Annotated in this window: 11 protein-coding genes; 2 read left to right on the top strand and 9 right to left on the bottom strand. The window is 51.6% G+C overall.

Features of this window, described 5'->3' with window-relative positions; genetic code table 11:
• The first annotated feature begins 198 nt into the window (after window positions 1-198).
• Complete coding sequence (locus F3J40_RS14930) at window positions 199-1,404, top strand: serine hydrolase (protein ID WP_167015815.1); 1,206 nt, start codon at window positions 199-201, stop codon at window positions 1,402-1,404.
• A gap of 97 nt (window positions 1,405-1,501) precedes the next feature.
• On the opposite strand, the gene ybjG is transcribed toward F3J40_RS14930, so the two are convergent.
• Window positions 1,502-2,107: an undecaprenyl-diphosphate phosphatase gene (ybjG, locus tag F3J40_RS14925; protein ID WP_017346979.1), complete on the bottom strand. Its 606-nt coding sequence runs from the start codon at window positions 2,105-2,107 to the stop codon at window positions 1,502-1,504.
• A 334-nt stretch (window positions 2,108-2,441) separates the two neighbouring features.
• Window positions 2,442-4,130 carry an aspartate:alanine antiporter gene (locus F3J40_RS14920; RefSeq protein ID WP_017346980.1) on the bottom strand — a complete coding sequence of 563 codons (1,689 nt, stop codon included), beginning with the start codon at window positions 4,128-4,130 and terminating at the stop codon, window positions 2,442-2,444.
• Between the two features lie 247 nt (window positions 4,131-4,377).
• On the opposite strand from F3J40_RS14920, the gene ybjM reads away from it, so the two are divergent.
• Window positions 4,378-4,746 (top strand): inner membrane protein YbjM, encoded by a 369-nt coding sequence (gene ybjM, locus F3J40_RS14915; protein WP_167015813.1) that lies wholly within the window; start codon window positions 4,378-4,380, stop codon window positions 4,744-4,746.
• Window positions 4,747-4,783: 37 nt separating this feature from the next.
• Here the strand turns inward: ybjM and F3J40_RS14910 are convergent, their stop codons facing one another.
• The 7 genes from F3J40_RS14910 to F3J40_RS14880 all read right to left on the bottom strand — a co-directional run bounded on the left by F3J40_RS14910 (window position 4,784) and on the right by F3J40_RS14880 (window position 17,021).
• Window positions 4,784-6,202 carry a hypothetical protein gene (locus tag F3J40_RS14910; RefSeq protein WP_167015811.1) on the bottom strand — a complete coding sequence of 473 codons (1,419 nt, stop codon included), beginning with the start codon at window positions 6,200-6,202 and terminating at the stop codon, window positions 4,784-4,786.
• A complete protein-coding gene (locus tag F3J40_RS14905) occupies window positions 6,183-8,063 on the bottom strand; it encodes a hypothetical protein (RefSeq protein WP_167015809.1) in 1,881 nt (626 codons plus the stop codon). Before F3J40_RS14905 ends, F3J40_RS14910 begins: the two co-directional genes overlap by 20 nt.
• Complete coding sequence (locus F3J40_RS14900) at window positions 8,060-9,754, bottom strand: hypothetical protein (protein WP_167015807.1); 1,695 nt, start codon at window positions 9,752-9,754, stop codon at window positions 8,060-8,062. The genes F3J40_RS14905 and F3J40_RS14900 overlap by 4 nt, the downstream gene beginning before the upstream one ends.
• Window positions 9,755-9,763: 9 nt before the next feature.
• Entirely contained in the window at window positions 9,764-11,605 is a 1,842-nt protein-coding gene (locus F3J40_RS14895; RefSeq protein ID WP_167015805.1) for a hypothetical protein, read from the bottom strand.
• A 71-nt stretch (window positions 11,606-11,676) separates the two neighbouring features.
• Window positions 11,677-13,821: a hypothetical protein gene (locus F3J40_RS14890; RefSeq protein WP_167015803.1), complete on the bottom strand. Its 2,145-nt coding sequence runs from the start codon at window positions 13,819-13,821 to the stop codon at window positions 11,677-11,679.
• Window positions 13,822-13,842: 21 nt separating this feature from the next.
• Window positions 13,843-15,270: a hypothetical protein gene (locus F3J40_RS14885; protein ID WP_167015801.1), complete on the bottom strand. Its 1,428-nt coding sequence runs from the start codon at window positions 15,268-15,270 to the stop codon at window positions 13,843-13,845.
• Complete coding sequence (locus F3J40_RS14880) at window positions 15,267-17,021, bottom strand: hypothetical protein (protein WP_167015799.1); 1,755 nt, start codon at window positions 17,019-17,021, stop codon at window positions 15,267-15,269. Before F3J40_RS14880 ends, F3J40_RS14885 begins: the two co-directional genes overlap by 4 nt.
• Between the last annotated feature and the right edge of the window lies 1 nt (window position 17,022).

Below are 17,022 nucleotides of genomic sequence, written 5' to 3'. Positions count from 1 at the left end.
TTAAACGCAAATTATTGTTTACAGGGTGAGCAAAAAAAGCTGGCAGCAACGCGCGGCGGGTGCCAGGGTTATTTTAACAAAATATAAATAACTTTACGGTCAAAGCATTTTTTTCAGAAGGCTCAGCGGTTAGCGTTGGCAGTATCGCCTCTACCCGCCTGAAAACACGGTTTAAATAAGGACAACCTGGTCACGCTCATGAAGAAACTATCCCTTGCTCAACGCCTGCGGCCCTATGCCGCGACCTCATTGTTACTCTTTATTGCTCCTCTGAGCGCAACGGCAGAAGAGGCTCCGGCTGCGCCGCAAATTGATGCCAAAGCATGGATACTCATGGATTACGCCAGCGGTAAAGTGTTGGCTGAATCCAACGCCGATCAGCGGCTCGATCCCGCCAGCCTGACCAAAATGATGACCAGCTACGTGGTCGGCCAGGCGTTGAAAGCCGGGAAGATCCATCGGGATGATCTGGTGACGATCGGGCAGGATGCCTGGGCGACCGGCAACCCTAAACTGCGCGGCTCTTCCCTGATGTTTCTTAAACCGGGCGACCGCATTCCGGTCGATCTGCTCAATAAAGGTGTCGTGATCCAGTCGGGGAACGATGCGAGCATCGCGCTGGCCGATTATGTAGCGGGTAGCCAGGACTCCTTTATTGGCTTAATGAACAACTATGCGAAATCCCTTGGGCTGCAAAACACCCATTTTATGACCGTACATGGGTTGGATGCTGAAGGTCAGTTCAGCACCGCGCGGGATATGGCACTGATTGGTCAGGCGCTGATCCGCGATGTGCCGGAAGAGTATGCCATCAACCAGGAGAAGGAGTTCACGTTCAATAATATCCGCCAGATGAACCGCAATCGTCTGCTGTGGAGCAGTAACCTCAAGGTCGACGGCATCAAAACCGGCCATACCTCCGGTGCCGGGAATAACCTGGTGGCTTCCGCGACAGAAAATGACATGCGTTTAATTTCGGTGGTGCTGGGCGCGGCAACCGATGGCACACGCTTCCGTGAAAGCGAGAAGCTGCTGACCTGGGGTTTCCGCTTCTATGAGACGGTGACACCGATTAAAGCCAATGCCCCCTTTGCCCAACAGCGCGTATGGTTTGGCGATGAGAAGCAGGTAAATCTTGGCGTTGCCAAAGATGCGGCCATTACCGTCCCCAAAGGGCAGATGAAAAATCTCAAGGCCAGCTTTACCCTGAGCTCGCCACAGTTGGAAGCTCCGTTGAAGAAAGATCAGGTGGTCGGAACTATCGACTTCCAGTTAGATGGCAAAACCATTGAGCAGCGCCCGTTGGTGGTGTTGCAGGATGTGCCTGAGGGGAATTTCTTCAGCCGTATCATCGATTTCGTGATGATGAAGCTCAACGGCCTGTTTGGTAAGTGGTTTAGCTAAGGCCAGAAGGATTCACCTTCCCTCTGCACCGCGAATTTCCTGTTGGAATCAGGCTGCCACTGTTGAAGCAATGGCAGCCTTTTTTCGCGGTGTGCGCTTAATGTCGGACCCAGCCCTTACGAATTGGCCCGGCAAACAGCACCCGGTAGGCCTGGTGAGTAAGCTGTAGCAGCTTCTCCCCATACAGGTGCCACGCAAGGTTGGAAGCCAGGCAGCCCAGCATGCCAACTAAGAACCCGCCCAGCATATCCATTGGCCAGTGTACGCCCAAATACACCCGTGACCAGGCGATCGCACAGCCGACAGCCATTAAAATCAAGCCGGACCACACGCGATGCCAGCAGATAAATGCCAACGCAAAGGTAAACACAATGGTGCCGTGATTGCTGGGGTAAGACTCATTGGCGGCATGGTTAAGGAACTGGTAGCCAAAGTTGATCGCAAACGGACGCGGGTGCGGCACCAGTACGCCTACACAGCCAGAAATTGCCAGCGCGTAAATCAGCGCCATACCGGTTTTAAGCACCAGCACGCGCTGGGACGGCAGATGAGAGTGCCTTCCCCACAGCCACAACGCGACAATCAACAGTGGCACCACCAGGATTAAATCCTGTGCGATAAAGGTCGCAACGCGTATTAGCCAGTGGGGGGAGTCAGGTGTGGCATTGATCCACAGAAATAACATGCGGTTAAGTGCATCCATAAGTCGGACCAAATCCTCATCAGAAAAAACATCAAGGGGTAAAAAGCGCACAAAATGCTAACGTCGAAACAGGCTCAGCCTAATCAAGCTCAGCCCGCAGGGATATAGCCTGGTTCTTAATTTACAATCAGGTTTCAGTTTTGTTTAGGTTTTTTTACCGTTGGGGAAATAAAAAAAGGCTTTTTTTAGAATGGGTTAAGAATTTTCTGGCAGAAAAAAACCCGCTAATCCTGGGGATTAACGGGCTCCACAATTTGGGGATTTCAAAGAAAAGCAGTGGCACTAATTCAGACTCTGGCCCTGGAAAAAAGTTCTGGACTCGGCAGAAAAAATTTTATAAGGGCAGTATCGGCCAGATAATCACGATTAATGTCCCTGCCAGGGTGAGTAACACGTTGGCAATGGCATAGGTTCCGGCATACCCCAGCGCCGGAATGTTACTGCGGGCGGTATCACAGATAATCTCCATGGCTGGCGCGCAGGTACGTGCCCCCATGATGGCCCCAAACAGCAGGGCACGGTTCATGCGCAGCACGTAAGCGCCAAACAGATAGCAGATCACCACCGGCACCATACTGACCAGCAGGCCGCTAACCAGCATTAATATGCCTTCACTGCCGAGCCCGTGATTGATACCGCTACCGGCGCTCAGGCCCACGCCAGCCATAAAGACCATCAGGCCGAACTCTTTCACCATGGTCAGTGCGCCCTGGGGAATGTAGCCAAAGGTGGGGTGGTTGGCGCGCAGAAAGCCCAGCAGGATACCGGCAAACAGCAGACCCGCCGCATTTCCCATTCCGAAACTGAAGTTGCTGAACTGGAAGGTGATCAGGCCAATCATCAGACCGATGATAAAGAAGGCACAGAAGGCCAGCAGATCCGTCATCTGGCTGTGGATCGCGATAAAGCCAATGCGGTCAGCGACGCTTTTCACACGACGAGCTTCTCCACTCACCTGAAGCACATCGCCTTTATTCAGCATAATGCTGTCATCGATGGGCATCTCAATCTGGCTGCGAATCACCCGGTTGAGGAAGCAGCCGTGATCGGTCAGTTGCAGGTGGCTCAGGCGTTTATTCACCGCGTTATGGTTCTTGACCACAATCTCTTCGGTCACAATGCGCATATCCAGCAGATCGCGATCGAACACCTCTTTGCCGTTGCGGAAGCTCGGGTCCAGACGCGCATGGGCATCGGGATAACCGACCAGAGAGATGTCATCCCCCAGCTGGAGTACGGCATCACCATCGGGGCTGGCAAGAATCCCGTTACGGCGAATACGTTCGATGTAGCAACCGGTCTGGCGGTGGATCCCCAGCTCGCGCAGGTTTTTACCGCCGCTCCACGCCACCAGCTCCGGGCCGACGCGGTAGGCGCGGATCACCGGCAGAAAGACTTTACGCTGGCTGTCGGCATCCAGGCCGCGCTCGCGGGCAATTTGCTGGGCGCAGGTCGGGAGATCCTGATGTTGTAGGCGGGGCAGATAGCGTGCGCCAAAGATAAGCGACACCAGGCCAATCAAATAGGTCACGGCGTAGCCGAGGCTGAGCTGGTCTTGCATCAGGCCGAGTTGATGGCTCTCACTGATGCTTTGCCGTAGCGTATCACCGGCGCCAACCAGTACCGGCGTTGAGGTCATTGAACCTGCCAGCAGACCGGCGGTTAAGCCGATGTCCCAGCCAAACAGCTTACCTAAACCGATAGCAACCCCTAATGCACTGACGATCATGACCAGCGCCAGCATGAAGTAGTTTTTACCGTCACGGAAGAAAATGGAAAAAAAGTTTGGCCCCGCTTCGACACCCACACAAAAAATAAACAGCATGAATCCTAAACTCAGTGCTGAAGTATTAATCGCAAAATGTTGCTGGCCAAGAATTAATGAAACAACTAATACACCAATGGAATTGCCCAGTTGCACTGAGCCTAAACGGACTTTTCCCAGACACAACCCAAGCGCGAGAACGACAAATAATAACAGGATGTCATTCCCGTTTAACAAATCCGCGACGTTAATGTTCACTGTTTAACTTCTTGTTTACCTGTAACCTGTTGAGGAACGTCCGGTTTTTCGCTATCTTAACCAGACCGTTTATCTCCGAAGCGGAGAGCGTTATCTGACGCGGCGGCTATTCTAATCCCTATTATCTTTCTCAGCTATTCGCTGAATTCATTCGTCAGGGCAAAGGACTGTTATATTTTATTTCCACCTGCGGTCCGCGTGGGTGAAAATCGAGTGTTTTGTTTAAATTTTGATAAAAAGGTGTGACATGGCACAGCAGCGTAATCAAAACACACGGGTTTTTACTCTCGGTGCGATTTTCTACACTCTGGTGTTTATTTGTGCTCATCACTTTTGGCTGAGTGGCGCTAATGCTTTGGGCGGCCAACCTGAATTGCTGCTGTTCTTGCTGCCTGGCATGCTCATCGCGCTGTTACAGCCGGAGCGCGCATTACAGATGACCTCTGTCTCAGCACTGAGCGGGACGTTACTGGCAATGGTGCTGCTCAACACCACGTTGTTTAACCACGCTTCGCTGGGGCTGATCAGCGCATGGGCGCTGAGTGCGGTGTTCTGGGCTGGCTGTGGTGCGTTGCTGCTGCGTCTGGTGCGTATTGCCTTCTACCTGACGCACTGAAAACAGTGATGCCCGTTGGCCGGGCATCAGCATGGCATCAGGGCACATAAATCACTTCGAACGTACTTTCACTATTTGGCGCGTTTTTCACGCTACCGTCAACGTAACGTATCTGCACATCGTAGCGATACACCGTGGCTTTTTCCGGATGCAGGATCAGATCCAACACCGGGGTCTGGTGGTTTAAGGTCGCCTCCTGCTCTGTCGCCGTGAGTTCTTTTGTACGCCCCTGAACGCTGACCAGCACGCTGGCTACCGGTTTCGGCCCGTGTGGGTCCCATAATGCCGCACTGGTTTTAAACAGCAGCGGCGTGTTGATCACCGCAGGCGTTGGCTGGCGGATAAAATCCTCCACCTTATTTTTATAGCTGCTGTCCAGCGCCAGTCTGACCGGAATATGTTCCGCAGGGAAGCCGGTAAACGTGGTTTCAAGATACCCTTTGAGCAAGGTACTTTGCGGGGCCGTATCAAAGAACGCATCCCAGATCTGGGCAAACTGATGCGACGGCAGCGAAAAGCTATCGGCAATGCCACTCTGTAGATCGACCAGCGCCCCGGTTTGATGCTCGCGGCCGGCTGGAAGGGTTAACCACAGTTCCAGCTTATCTGCGGTGGCAAACGGTAACAGACGTCCATCAGGGTGATCGCTTCTGAACTCGGTGGTGGCCTCATTGATGCGTGCCTGCTGGACTTTAGGTAGCACAAAATAGTCTAGCTGTACGCTGACTTCGTCCAGTGAGGTCGCGCCTTGTGGCGCATTAAACGTAATCGACAGCAGCGGTTTGTTACTATTTTCTGCATCCGTCGCCAGTACAAATTCATCGGCCAGATAGTAAAGATAGTTTTTACGGTAGTTATCCTGGTAGTAGTTCACCGTTTTGCCGCCAAACGGGATCGGATAAAGTTTTAACTCCAGCCCGCTCTCCGGCGGGGCGATCCCCTGATAGATGTACGGGTAGTAGTCTGGTGCGAAGTAAAACACTTCCGGATCGGTGATGGTATTCAACAGCCCCTCATCAGACTTCACCACCACTACCAGCGTAGTTTGCGATTCATATACCGAGAGCGCCCGCAGCAGGGCATCGCGTTCCGCTAATTCGGTGATATCCAGTTGACCACGGTAGTGATTCGGCTGCCCCGCTTGCTGCACGCTGTTGAACACCATTTCTTGCGGTTTGCCGAAAGTGTCATAACTCAGCACCACATAAGGCGTACTTTCAACCGGTTTGTTCAGGCCAAATTCAACCTCCATCGTCCAACTGGTGCTGTTATTGTGGGTGCTGATTTGGTAGCGCTTTTCGCCTGACACCATTTCGGTCCCTACTGCAGCGACCAGGTCAGTAGGTAAAGCACATACCGCCCGACTGGCCTCCTGCGGGTGCAGGTTAAACTGCTCACGCGCATTGCTCAAAATCACCTTATTCAGGCTGACTAAATCAGTAAGAAAGACGTTCATAGTGTTCCTTGCAGTGATGATGTTCAGAAAGCTGGCGGAAGCCTGCCAGATGCCGGGAAGTCCAGAGATATTGCCCGTCATGGCGGCGATACAGCGGCAGTGCCAGACGAGTCGCGGAAGGTTGCCAGTGGGCAAGCGCATCAACCAGAGGCCTCACTTCTGTGATGCCGTACTGCTGTGCATATTGCAGCGTGACAAGCCATTCATGTGGATGTGCATAGTAGGGCGTCAGCTGATTGAGACGGTCGTAATCCTCTCCCGCCCAGGCGATGGCGCGCGCCAGCATTTTGAGTATCTGCGCGTAAGCAGGAAACTGATTGCCACCGGTCTGCATAAAACAGTGCATTAAAATCAGCGCGTTGGTGTTCACACAGCAGTCGAGCTGGTCGATGGGCTGATCGTCGCGCATCCAGGTGAGCAGGGTGCGGACCTGCGCCCATTTATGCTGCAAGGGTTTTAAACGCGGGTCGACTTTGGTCACCTGATAGTTATTGATTGCCAAAATGGTCTGTTGCAGGTGCAGCGGGGTGCGGCGACCAAAGCGATATAACACCTCGGTGATCAAGGCGGTATCGTCCACGTCTGGCGTAATCCGCTCGGTGCGCATCCATGGCGGATGTGCATCCCGTGGCCAGAAGCTAAACCGATAGGGGGTGGTTTCACACCGTTCCAGGAAGTCGAGAGCGCGTTCAATCGAGGAAGCCGTCTCAGGGGTATATTCCAGCGTGCGCAGCACCTGAGCCGTAACAAAACCGTTCTCGTCCTGATGCCACTGGCCGTCTGGCGTCAGGACTTCGGAAAGAAATGCGCCGCTGGAGGCCTGGCTTTGTCTGAGTAAGGCCGTGACTTCTCCGCGTTCTACGGCGGTCTTTTTGCTACTGACTTGTCGGGTAATAAAGCGCCCACTTTGTGGGCTAAAAGTACAGTTAAGGGCAGGGTTACCCTGTTGATCAACAGAAAAGCCCAGCACATTAAACTGCAACGGTATCTCTGCCTGTATCAGCGTATCCAGTAACGGCAGGCGCAGCTCGCAGCGCTGCTGGAACGCCTGAAGCCATGCGGACACATTGGCATTAGATCCGCAAAAACCAGGTGCCGTGGTAAACAGCGTGATACTGACCAGCTGCCGCCGGTGAACCGCCAGGCTAAAGCCATAGGTAGTGGCCGGGAAGTCCGGCTGATTCATCTCCAGCGCCTGCTGTAGCAGCGTCGCCATGCCCTCGCGCATGGGCAAGTTCGCGCCAAAGTGCTGCATCACGTCCATGATGGTGGGCAGATCGATCTCCGCCTGATGCCACAGCAGATAATACTCCTGTGGGCTGTCAGGTTGGTCAGGATAGTAACCCGCCATCAGCGCGCTTAATCCGCTGTAGCCACATAATGACGTCTCCGCGGGAAAACCCCATCCGTCGGGTAGCTCGGAGTAAACTTTGGTCTGTTGGGCCTGCGCGCTGTACTTGCGTCCCAGCCATGAGCCAAAACGGAGAGGCAGCGCACTGTGCTGCCACTGTGCCACCTGATGAAAGCAGTGCTGGCTCTCGGGAGATGTACCCGCCCAGTCTGTATAGTGCCGGGCAAAGGCGCTAATGGATCTCGCGGCCTGTGGCTCCGGCAACAGCGGATCAAAAGTGGCGGCCAGTGCCTCAGGCTTTGCGCTGGAGAGAGAGAACTCCAGCGGAGAACCGTTGTAGCCGAGCAGGCTGTGTTGCCATGCCGAGATCAGCAGCCCGGAGTCGATGCGTGATGCCATGAAGCGCTGAAGATCCGCCTGTAGTGCTTCCTGAATCCACGGCATACGCTGACCAATACTGTTCACCAGCGCCTGCCATGTCGCAGGGACCACCGTCCATACCGCCATCATGCAAGATCCTGCGGAACCGCTGGAATCACGATCCCTGCCGGATTTGGCGCGCCGGGTTTAGTCACGGGTTGGCCGCCAACCGGATACCAGGTAATGGAATAGTTTAACGTCCAGGGTTTTGTCGTGAGATAGCGGTATTTAAATTCCTGACTCTCACTTTTCGACGGGCTGAAGGTGAAGGTTTTGGACTTTTCACGCTCAGTATCATCTCGCCACTCAAGTTTGACCTGCACCTGGTTATATTTCTCCCAGTCAAAACTGCGGTCCGGCAGAATATCTATACTGGCGAGGGTTAAGAAATCGGCGGGATCGAGGTTAAACAGCGTGGAGGCGGTCTCGACCGGATTACTGTAGCTGGTACTGCCTTCCCAGCCGCTGGCAATGGCCGACTTAAACACGAATTCGGTTTGCAGACTGAACAGCGCATTCTCCTGCTGGCTGCGTGCCAGGTTCTTGATCCATTTATCGTCATCGGTAGTAAAAGCCGGAGCCGTGTAAGGCGTACCGTCATAGGTGAGCTGGACGCTGGCGGCTTTCAGGCCATACTCGCTGAAGCCATCCGGCCCTAGCACGGTGTAGTCAATCTGCTGGAAGAAGGGATCGTTAACGTTGACTTCGAGGTAATAAGGGGCTTCTTTACTGACCTGTAACAGATCACTGCCAATGAAGTTCTGCGGTACGGCGGACTGGCTCAGCGCTTTGGAGTAGCGGTAGTTGAAGTTCAGCGTTTTGGTCTCCTCTTTTCTCACCAGCTTGATCTCCAGCGAAGCACAGGGCAGTAATCCGCCTGCTTGTTCCTCTTTCTTATCTTTGTCTTCTGTTTTGCTCTCTTTGGCTTTTGCACTGGCGATCAGGGATTCCAAAATCGCATCACTGGCGGACTGCGACTGGGCATTGCTTTCGCCATTAGGCTGTAAGGTAGCGGTAAAGAAACTCTTTAAAATCTCCTCTTTAACGAACTGCAAAGCCCATTCGCGCTGTTTTTCTGCCTCATCACCCGGCAACCCTTCGGTGACTTTGATCACCAGGCTTTGGTTCTGCTGGAGCTTTTGTATCACGCTGTCAAAGCCAAGCCAGAAGCTGGCGGGGGTCTCTACCGGAATCGGGATATTGGCGCCGAATTGAGTATCGAACTCGGTATAGATGTTCTCGAACTTCGCGGTAACTTCCACCTTAAGTGCAGGAGTGATGCCGGTATAAGTGAGGTTGTAGGCCACCGCGGCTGGCGCTTCGCTCTGGCTGAATGCTGCCTCCAGTATCACCGCCTGCTCAGGCGTGAGCTTCGCACTGAAAATAGCGCTGTTACTGCCGATCAGGCTGGGACTTTGAGCGCTGATCAACTCGCCATTAGCATTCCCGACATCCAGAACAAAGAAACTGACGCTGCCTTTATCGTATGCCACCGGCGATTTACGCGGCGTTTTAACTTCAACGTTCAACGTTTTCAGATACTTTTCAAAAGCGCGCTGTAAATCACTTTCATCCAGCGCGGTGTTCACCTCAAAATTGAGGTAACCGCCGCGTTGGCTACTGTCATTACCGGTGTATTTAATCAGGGCAAATACCGGCTTACCGTCGCGTTTTGCCAGTTGGAGGGTTTCAGGTTGATACCAGAACTGGCTATCGTCACTGTCATCGGCAAAAAAGGTAATGCCATCAACGGTGGCGGTTTTTTCACGCAGTAGCAGCATAAGGGTTCCTTAATCACGTTGAGTGATATCAATGGTGTCTGCAACGGTGCAGAGAGGGTAAGTTTCAGTGGGTTGCTCGGCGTCCAGATAGCTGATAATCACCATCAGCGTGATCTTTACATGTTGTGGATCGGGTTGGTCGGCGCTGAATAGTTGGGCATCAGGTTGCAGCCGGGTAAATTGCATCGTCTGCTTAAGTACAGGAGATGAGTCACCCGCGTAAGGGAATTGCACCACCGCCAGGATCTGGCTTATTTTTTGCCAGTCGGCACTGGCTGAAACCAGCAGACAGCGCTGTGGATAAAGGCGCGATGACAATATCGCCTGCTGCCCAATCGGGTAGCTGACAGTCGCAGGGAGGTGTGGTAATCCCGCTGCGCGCTGGTAGCGGGCAGCGAGGTTGAACTGAAAGTTGTCGATGCCCGGTAGCAGGACTGACCAGCCAGCTTCGGGTTGCTGGGAGGTTAAAATCAGGCTGTTGCCTGTCGACTTTTGCTCCTCGTTAGACGCAACGCAGGTCAGTTCCAGCGTGATTTTTTCATACCACTGCCAGTTAAAATCGGGTTCCGCCAGCAAGGTAAAGTTATAGCGACTGTACAGCGATGCGGCATCGATCCAGGCTTCTTCCAGTGTGGTTGTATACACATCTGAGTGAATCTGGCTGATCCCGGCAATCGCGGACTGGAAATAGAGCGTAAAACTATACTGCACTGGCCAGTAGGTGCGGCCAGTCTCTTCATCAATAATCGCGGGGGCGCTAAAGGTTTTACTCAGGCTGTCCTCGGCGGTGAAGTATACGTTTTGGTGGATCTCGCCGTAGGTGATGTTTACCAGCAACAGCAGGATATTACTGTCGAGTTCGCTATCCAGCAGATGAAAAGTCACCTTGCGCTGCGTAAAAAAATCGTCGTGAATCTCCTGTTTGCGAATCACCTTATTTGGCTGGTAATCGCTACCGGCCACCATCTCCGCCAGCAGTGCCTGAGGGTAAATCGATCTTTTTACGGCGCTGTACTCTTCCAGCCGGGCACTCAGTTGGCGGTGGCTGTAATCGTGCTGAACGGTTTTTTGCAGGTAAAAACCGATGCGATCCGGAGATTGTGCTGTGGGTTCACTAAATACCGGGCTAAAAAACTCGGCCAGTAGAATTTGCGTTAACTCTTTTCCCGCCTGTTCGATAACCGTGTCGGGATCGACAATGCGGGTTTTAATTACCACCTTCTGTTCGGTAATTAATCGACTGGAGATGTTTTCGATATCGGTTTTAAAAAATAATAAATTAAATCCGACATGTTGCTCCAGATATTCATAAACCTGTTGCCACTCGGCCTGTAATTCAAATATGGAGGGCGGTAATTGTTGTAGATAATCAATTTTATAGCTTACTGCCAGCGGCGTGGTTGCTGGGTCGGCTAACAACGCGCTGAAAATTTCTATGTCACTGGCCTGGGGAAATTTCACTGCCATATAGCAATACTGCGCACTGTTTTGTACAGCCTGAAAAATCTTGGGTTCGAGAAAGCCTGAAATATCAAGCGTGGCATGACAATCTGTTGCCTGTAGTGGCAACAGAATGGCATCGGCAGGGATATCCAAAAGAGCGGCGGCGGCCTGCGCTTGCTGAAGCGTACACTCCAGCTGGCATTGCAGGCTGAGCATGGCATAAAATACGGTTTCCTGCTGCTGGCTGTTACGATAAATGTTAAGGGCGATCTCAGGTTGATTTGCTGCATTAGTTTTTATTTTTGGTTTTTCTGCACAGTAATAAAACAGCGTGCGCTGTTCATTAGCGGCAATGAACAGCACATCCTCGCTGGCCTGGCTGTAATCGATGCGATATGTCTGCGACATAATAATATTACCGTTAATGTTGAAACCACCAATGGCTATTCAGAGTAGAGTAGCCATTGGTGTTTCAGAGATTAAACTTCAAAAATAATTAATTCATTTTCGATATCGTTTTTAATCGTTTCAGGTGAGGCACCCCTATAAACAATTGTCGCATGATAGCTGGCTTTAATGTTTATTTTTGATGGCGATCCTGCCAAATGGAACGTAATAGTATCGGATTTGGCATCACCGTCGAAATCTTTCAGGATGAACTGTTTAGCCTGAGTCAGGTTATTAGTCGTATCCTCAACGGTCACTTTTAGCACCAACTGAGAAACCTCCTTGCCTGAGGTCGGCGTAATAATATAGGTATAGTCCTGCACATAAGGTAAAGCATTTTCAACCTGAATGCTTTGAGAGCGAATGCCATTATACCCTGGTAGCTGAGGATTCGTTTCCCCGGTATCCGGGGTGCCGTTCAATACATCGCCATTGGTCAGGCTGTATTCAAGTTTGTAATAAAGCGGCGTACTGTAGTCCTTGCCCACGGCAAACATAATAGGGTTCGGACTGTTGTCTTTATTAATGATACGCTCTTCTTTAAACACCGGGATGTTGTTGGCGCTATCGGAGAACTGAGCCAGTACTTTGATCTGGCGGAACAGGTTCCACTCTTGTGCCTGAATAACCGGAACGATCTCTGCATACACCAGGCCACTATGATCTTCGATATCAAGAGCAATAACTAACTTATCAGCTACCTCTATCTCGTCTGACTGGTAATACTCAGCACCGCCGCCGGTAAAGGTCACTTCGTAATTGTAGGAGAAAGTACGCCCGATTTTTTCCTCTAAATACCATTTTTTAGTTTGTTGTTCACTTGGTTTGTCTTTATTAAAAATCAACGTATCAACATCACCGTTATATTTAACATTGACGATGACATTTGAGATGCGATATTTTTCCAGATCTTTCGGTACAATGAAAGTTGGCTGGAAATCAGTAAAGAAGGGATCGTCCAGCGTATAAGCTTTAAAGTATTCATCCACTTTTTCTTCACCGACAATCGAAAGGATTGAAGGTAGTGGTGTTTGAGGGTAAATGGAAAACGACACGGCGGAGTTTTGTTCATAAACCCGCTCGAAACTTTTTAGCTGGTTGAGGGTCTCGGTAAACTGGCGGTACTCACCGGCATCATTCAGGAGGTTCAGGCCGATATCTAATCCGGTCTGGCTACTGAGAATTTGTTCGATCTGGCTTTGCCCCCAATTATTCAGATTCTCTACCCATTTATTATACTGTTCACTCGTCATTCCAAGGTCAGTTTGGGTAAGCGTAATATCCGTTAGCACCTTGAAAGCTTCTTTCTCACTGAATTTCTGCGTAATCTCTTTTTCATTCGCGGACCAGGTGTGGTGACTGGTTTCCAGCACCAGACTTTTAGTAATTTCACTGTCGAACTTGACGGTGACTTTCGCTGCAGGCAGCAGAGCATTGAGATTGAAGTCAAAACGGACGCCGACACTGGGGCCTTCCTCACTGCCTTTCAGCACTTTTTCAAACAGCTCTGCGCCGGCTTTAGTCAATGAAACACTGAAGACGGTATTGTTATCACCGAGGCCGGAAGGTAGCTGCTCCGTTGGGATTTCACGGTAGAAAGCCTCGTTATCATCAAGAATCAGTGTGGCTTTCGCGGAGGTATAGCTAGGCAGTACCAGTTTTATAGCCTGAGCACTGGCGGGCATCAGGTCAGATAAAAACTGGTCGTCACCTTTGGTTTTATCATATTTGTTCAGAAATTCGCTGGCCTGAGATTCAGAGAGCCCAGTGTTCTTCAACGCCAGATCTTTGTCCTTCTTTTTTTCTGGATCGTTGGGATTAGCGACGTATGCCTCAGTAGCTTGCGCATATTTGACGATCAATTTGGATTTTGCGGTCAGCTGTAAACGAAGATCGCTGCCTATCAATTCTGTTTTAATTTGTCCTTGTAGCTCGCTGTTCGGCTGAGGCAAAATAACGCTAAACATCGCGTAACCGCCTTCCTGATCTTCACCACGATATTTATAGAACATAAACTTGGGTTTGCCATCCTGTGATTCAAACACCGGTATTTCTGGCACCACATACCAGGTGTTTTTATCCTCGCTGTCACCAAAGCAAGTATAGGCGTACTCTGTGACACCGAGGTATTCGTCAGTTTTAATCTTAACGGAAATACGTTGTAAGCTGTTTAACATACTTAATTCCTCTTGATTAAATTATTTATATTGCAGGGTGATAGGGGATGATGTGGCTTTTAACAGGCCTGAGTCATAGTCTATTGGGAATAATCCATTGGGCTTTCCTTTCCAGCTATATTCTATATAGCCATCGCCTTCACGCGAGTAGGTGTTTAACAGCCATTCTGAGCTCCATATCTGGTTGCTAAAGGAGATGGAGTATTTGTTTTTCTTTACCCCCGCAGAGGCGGGAATATAAGTGGCTTCGCCAGTAATCGATTTAAACGCTCCACTCAGTTGTCTGGCATCGAAGATGATGCTATGCCAGCCAATATCGGCTTCCTCCAGGAAAATATGCTCATCCCAGTCGAGTTCGGTCGTGAATTTGTTGTAATCCCCGTAGGTAATTTCCAGCGTTATTTTTTGCGTTGCGGCGCTGGCCGTAATCGTAGCGGGTGGGAACAAGGGCCATGACAATGACAGGCTATCTTCACCCCAACGTAACGTGACAGCAGCAATCCCCAGCGCGACCGGGTCCACATTCAGGATGAACTGACACTGTTTCTCTTCCCCTGGCTGTTCTGTGCGGTCAGGTTCGGGCAACGGGGTCTTGCTGACGCTGACAATGGAGTTATATGGCAGATAGCCCAGGATCGGAGCGATATCAATTTCGTCCCTGAGCAAGTAACGCTGAGGGTAACTGTTGCTTTGGGTAAACTCGTAATCAACTTCGTCAGGAATCTGGCTGGCATCGCTGATGTTGCGTAGCGTGCTGGCGAGAGACAAGGCAGCCAGAGTGATGACGCCTTTCTTTGCTTTATCGCGCGTTTCCGCCGCCGGGCTATTGGCGTACTCCTCAATAACCTTCACGTCATCTGTCGTGATTAACTGCTCTAGCAACAGTTCAAGTTGCTCACGCTGTTTTTTATCTTCATTAAATGCCTGATGCAGTACCGCAATCCAGTCGGCGGTGAGCTCTGCTGAGGACTTACACTGCACGATAAATTCACTGGTGGTCTGGAGTAGAACTTTATTCTCCTGACCCTGAATCGCCCCGGCCAGTTGCTCACTCTCTGCATGGGTCAGTGGCATCCGATTCTCTTCAAACGGGACGCAGTGGCTTCCTTCAGCCCGAAGGAACCTCAGGCCAACGGCATGCGTAACGCCCTGCAGGGCCAGCACGGGTTGTTCAGAACCCGACAGAAAATGCTGGCGGATATAATTTTTCAGCGGCGCTTGATCCAGCGACAGGTTGGGTACTACAAAGGTGGCCAGCCCTCCGGCGGTGCTGGTGGTCAGCTTGAGTGAACTGGTTTTACTGCTGCCAGTGGTCGTGACCAGATCAACGCTGGCCCTGGCGTAGCTATAATGCACGCTATCTTCCCGCTGATCGTGGAAAGCCAGTGCCGGCGAAAGGATAAAGAAATTTTCCAGGCTGGTTGCCGGATCAAGAAATTCACTGCTCATTCTTCAGCTCCAATAAAGAGGTTTTGGTCATCGGTAACCCAATCAGACCATGGGCCTTCCTCGCCAATGCGATAGCGAAAGCGTGGATGGAATAGCGAGGTCACTCGCCAGTGATAGATAAATTCATCCTGCTGATGGGTAAAAACATGCAGGTCTTCGTCATACCCTTCTTCACTGATAAAACAGAGCATTACCGAGGTGAGGGATTCTGCTAACTGGACGCGGATCGTTGCCTGATGCGGGCCATACTGGGGGAAACTGGACAACCCAATCCGGCCTGACTGAGTCACAGGCTCCGGTAAATCAACCACTCCGCTACCGCCAGTTTGATGTGCGGCCAGTCGGGCCTCGCTGTTTTCGCTCAGGCACGGGGCGCTAAAATTGGGGGTGTCTACGCTCAGGATGAATGTCTGACAGAGGTCGCCGGAACGATACTTGCCGGTTAACTCGCTGCTGTGCAGCAAATTGCTTTCTGCCGTCAGGCGGAAAAAGCTCACCGGCAGGGAGCGATAATCCAGCACGTCTACCGGCTGGCTAAAAGATCGTTTTTCACCGACAAACTTCAGGTAACCCTCTGTCGCAGGTACGTTAAGCAGTAGCTGATAGTGATAACTGCCACTGGCCGGGTAACTGTTATTGCGAAAGACAAACTGCAACTCAGATTTGCCGGGGCGCAGTGACTGGGTGTCGCTCTGTGGCTGTGGATACAGATTGCCCGCCGGAATACTTATCTGCACATCCAGCGCTGTTTCGGCCACCAGCCCTTCTGGCCAGGCGTAGATCACCGTGATTGCCAGCTGATCCTGCGGCAGGGCGGGGGTAGTAACGCGATGGATAATGTCGTCGGGTTCAACCTGAGCGATCTGTTGGGCGGCACCAAAAGGATCGAACTGGAAGCAGAGTGGCCGTTGCGTCAGGACTTCCCGCTGTAGCTCGAAAATTTCACGTCCGGCGGCGGGCTGCTCCAGGCTTATCCAGCACTGATTATTCTCGGCACTACCGGCCAGCGGTGCACCAAAGCGATTGAATAATCGATCCAGGAGTGCGGCGCTGAGCAGGCGGAATAAGGCGATATCCGGGTCTTTGATTCGGGGTTCAAACTGTAACGGCAGCAGCGTTAAATGCTCAAACAGATATTCGCTGAGCTGCGCGTAGTCAAAGGCGATCCTGCCATCTGGCAGCGCGTGGCTCTCTTTAATACCTGCGGCGAGAGAAGCGATCAGCGCGGCGGGATCACAGCTGACATTGTAGTCAAGACGTGGTGCGACCCCCGTGACAAATCCATCCATTCGGGCGGCAAAGCCGACAATGCCATCCAGCAGAGTCCGTTCCAGTAACTGGGTATCGTCGTTGTCCAGCAGCAACATGAACTGGATATCCTGCGCAGAATACCATGCAGCTTCATAGTGTCCGGCGGTGAAAGGCGCGGAGATTTGTTGAGGCGGGCTGAAGAGCAGATAGCCCGGCTGAATACTCAGGATCTGCACGCTATCTGCGGGATAGTCTCGGGAAAAATCAGTCAGCGTTTCACGACTGGCATACTGCAACACCGGGGTAAAGCTCAGGCGGCCATAAATGATCGCCTGGCTATAGCTGCGAACAATATCCAGCGCAAATGCCAGAGGCTGCTCGTCAAGTATGGCGAGAGTTTGCGGATAGATGTACCAGTTACCCGCCTGCTGATAGCTGGCGATCAGACGCTGGTTATCCGTGATGATAATATGCTGAAAGTCGGGATAGCCCTGATACATG

The sequence above is a fragment of the Candidatus Pantoea multigeneris genome (genome assembly GCF_011752615.1).
Lineage (GTDB): Bacteria > Pseudomonadota > Gammaproteobacteria > Enterobacterales > Enterobacteriaceae > Pantoea > Pantoea multigeneris.
This window is presented reverse-complemented; position numbering and strand designations above follow the sequence as displayed.

Excerpts from the sequence above, each read along its gene's own strand:
- F3J40_RS14930 (WP_167015815.1), top strand. The coding sequence starts at position 199 with ATGAAGAAACTATCCCTTGCTCAACGCCTGCGGCCCTATGCCGCGACC.
- ybjG (WP_017346979.1), bottom strand. The coding sequence starts at position 2,107 with ATGGATGCACTTAACCGCATGTTATTTCTGTGGATCAATGCCACACCT.
- ybjM (WP_167015813.1), top strand. The coding sequence starts at position 4,378 with ATGGCACAGCAGCGTAATCAAAACACACGGGTTTTTACTCTCGGTGCG.
- F3J40_RS14910 (WP_167015811.1), bottom strand. The coding sequence starts at position 6,202 with ATGAACGTCTTTCTTACTGATTTAGTCAGCCTGAATAAGGTGATTTTG.
- F3J40_RS14905 (WP_167015809.1), bottom strand. The coding sequence starts at position 8,063 with ATGATGGCGGTATGGACGGTGGTCCCTGCGACATGGCAGGCGCTGGTG.
- F3J40_RS14900 (WP_167015807.1), bottom strand. The coding sequence starts at position 9,754 with ATGCTGCTACTGCGTGAAAAAACCGCCACCGTTGATGGCATTACCTTT.
- F3J40_RS14895 (WP_167015805.1), bottom strand. The coding sequence starts at position 11,605 with ATGTCGCAGACATATCGCATCGATTACAGCCAGGCCAGCGAGGATGTG.
- F3J40_RS14890 (WP_167015803.1), bottom strand. The coding sequence starts at position 13,821 with ATGTTAAACAGCTTACAACGTATTTCCGTTAAGATTAAAACTGACGAA.
- F3J40_RS14885 (WP_167015801.1), bottom strand. The coding sequence starts at position 15,270 with ATGAGCAGTGAATTTCTTGATCCGGCAACCAGCCTGGAAAATTTCTTT.
- F3J40_RS14880 (WP_167015799.1), bottom strand. The coding sequence starts at position 17,021 with ATGTATCAGGGCTATCCCGACTTTCAGCATATTATCATCACGGATAAC.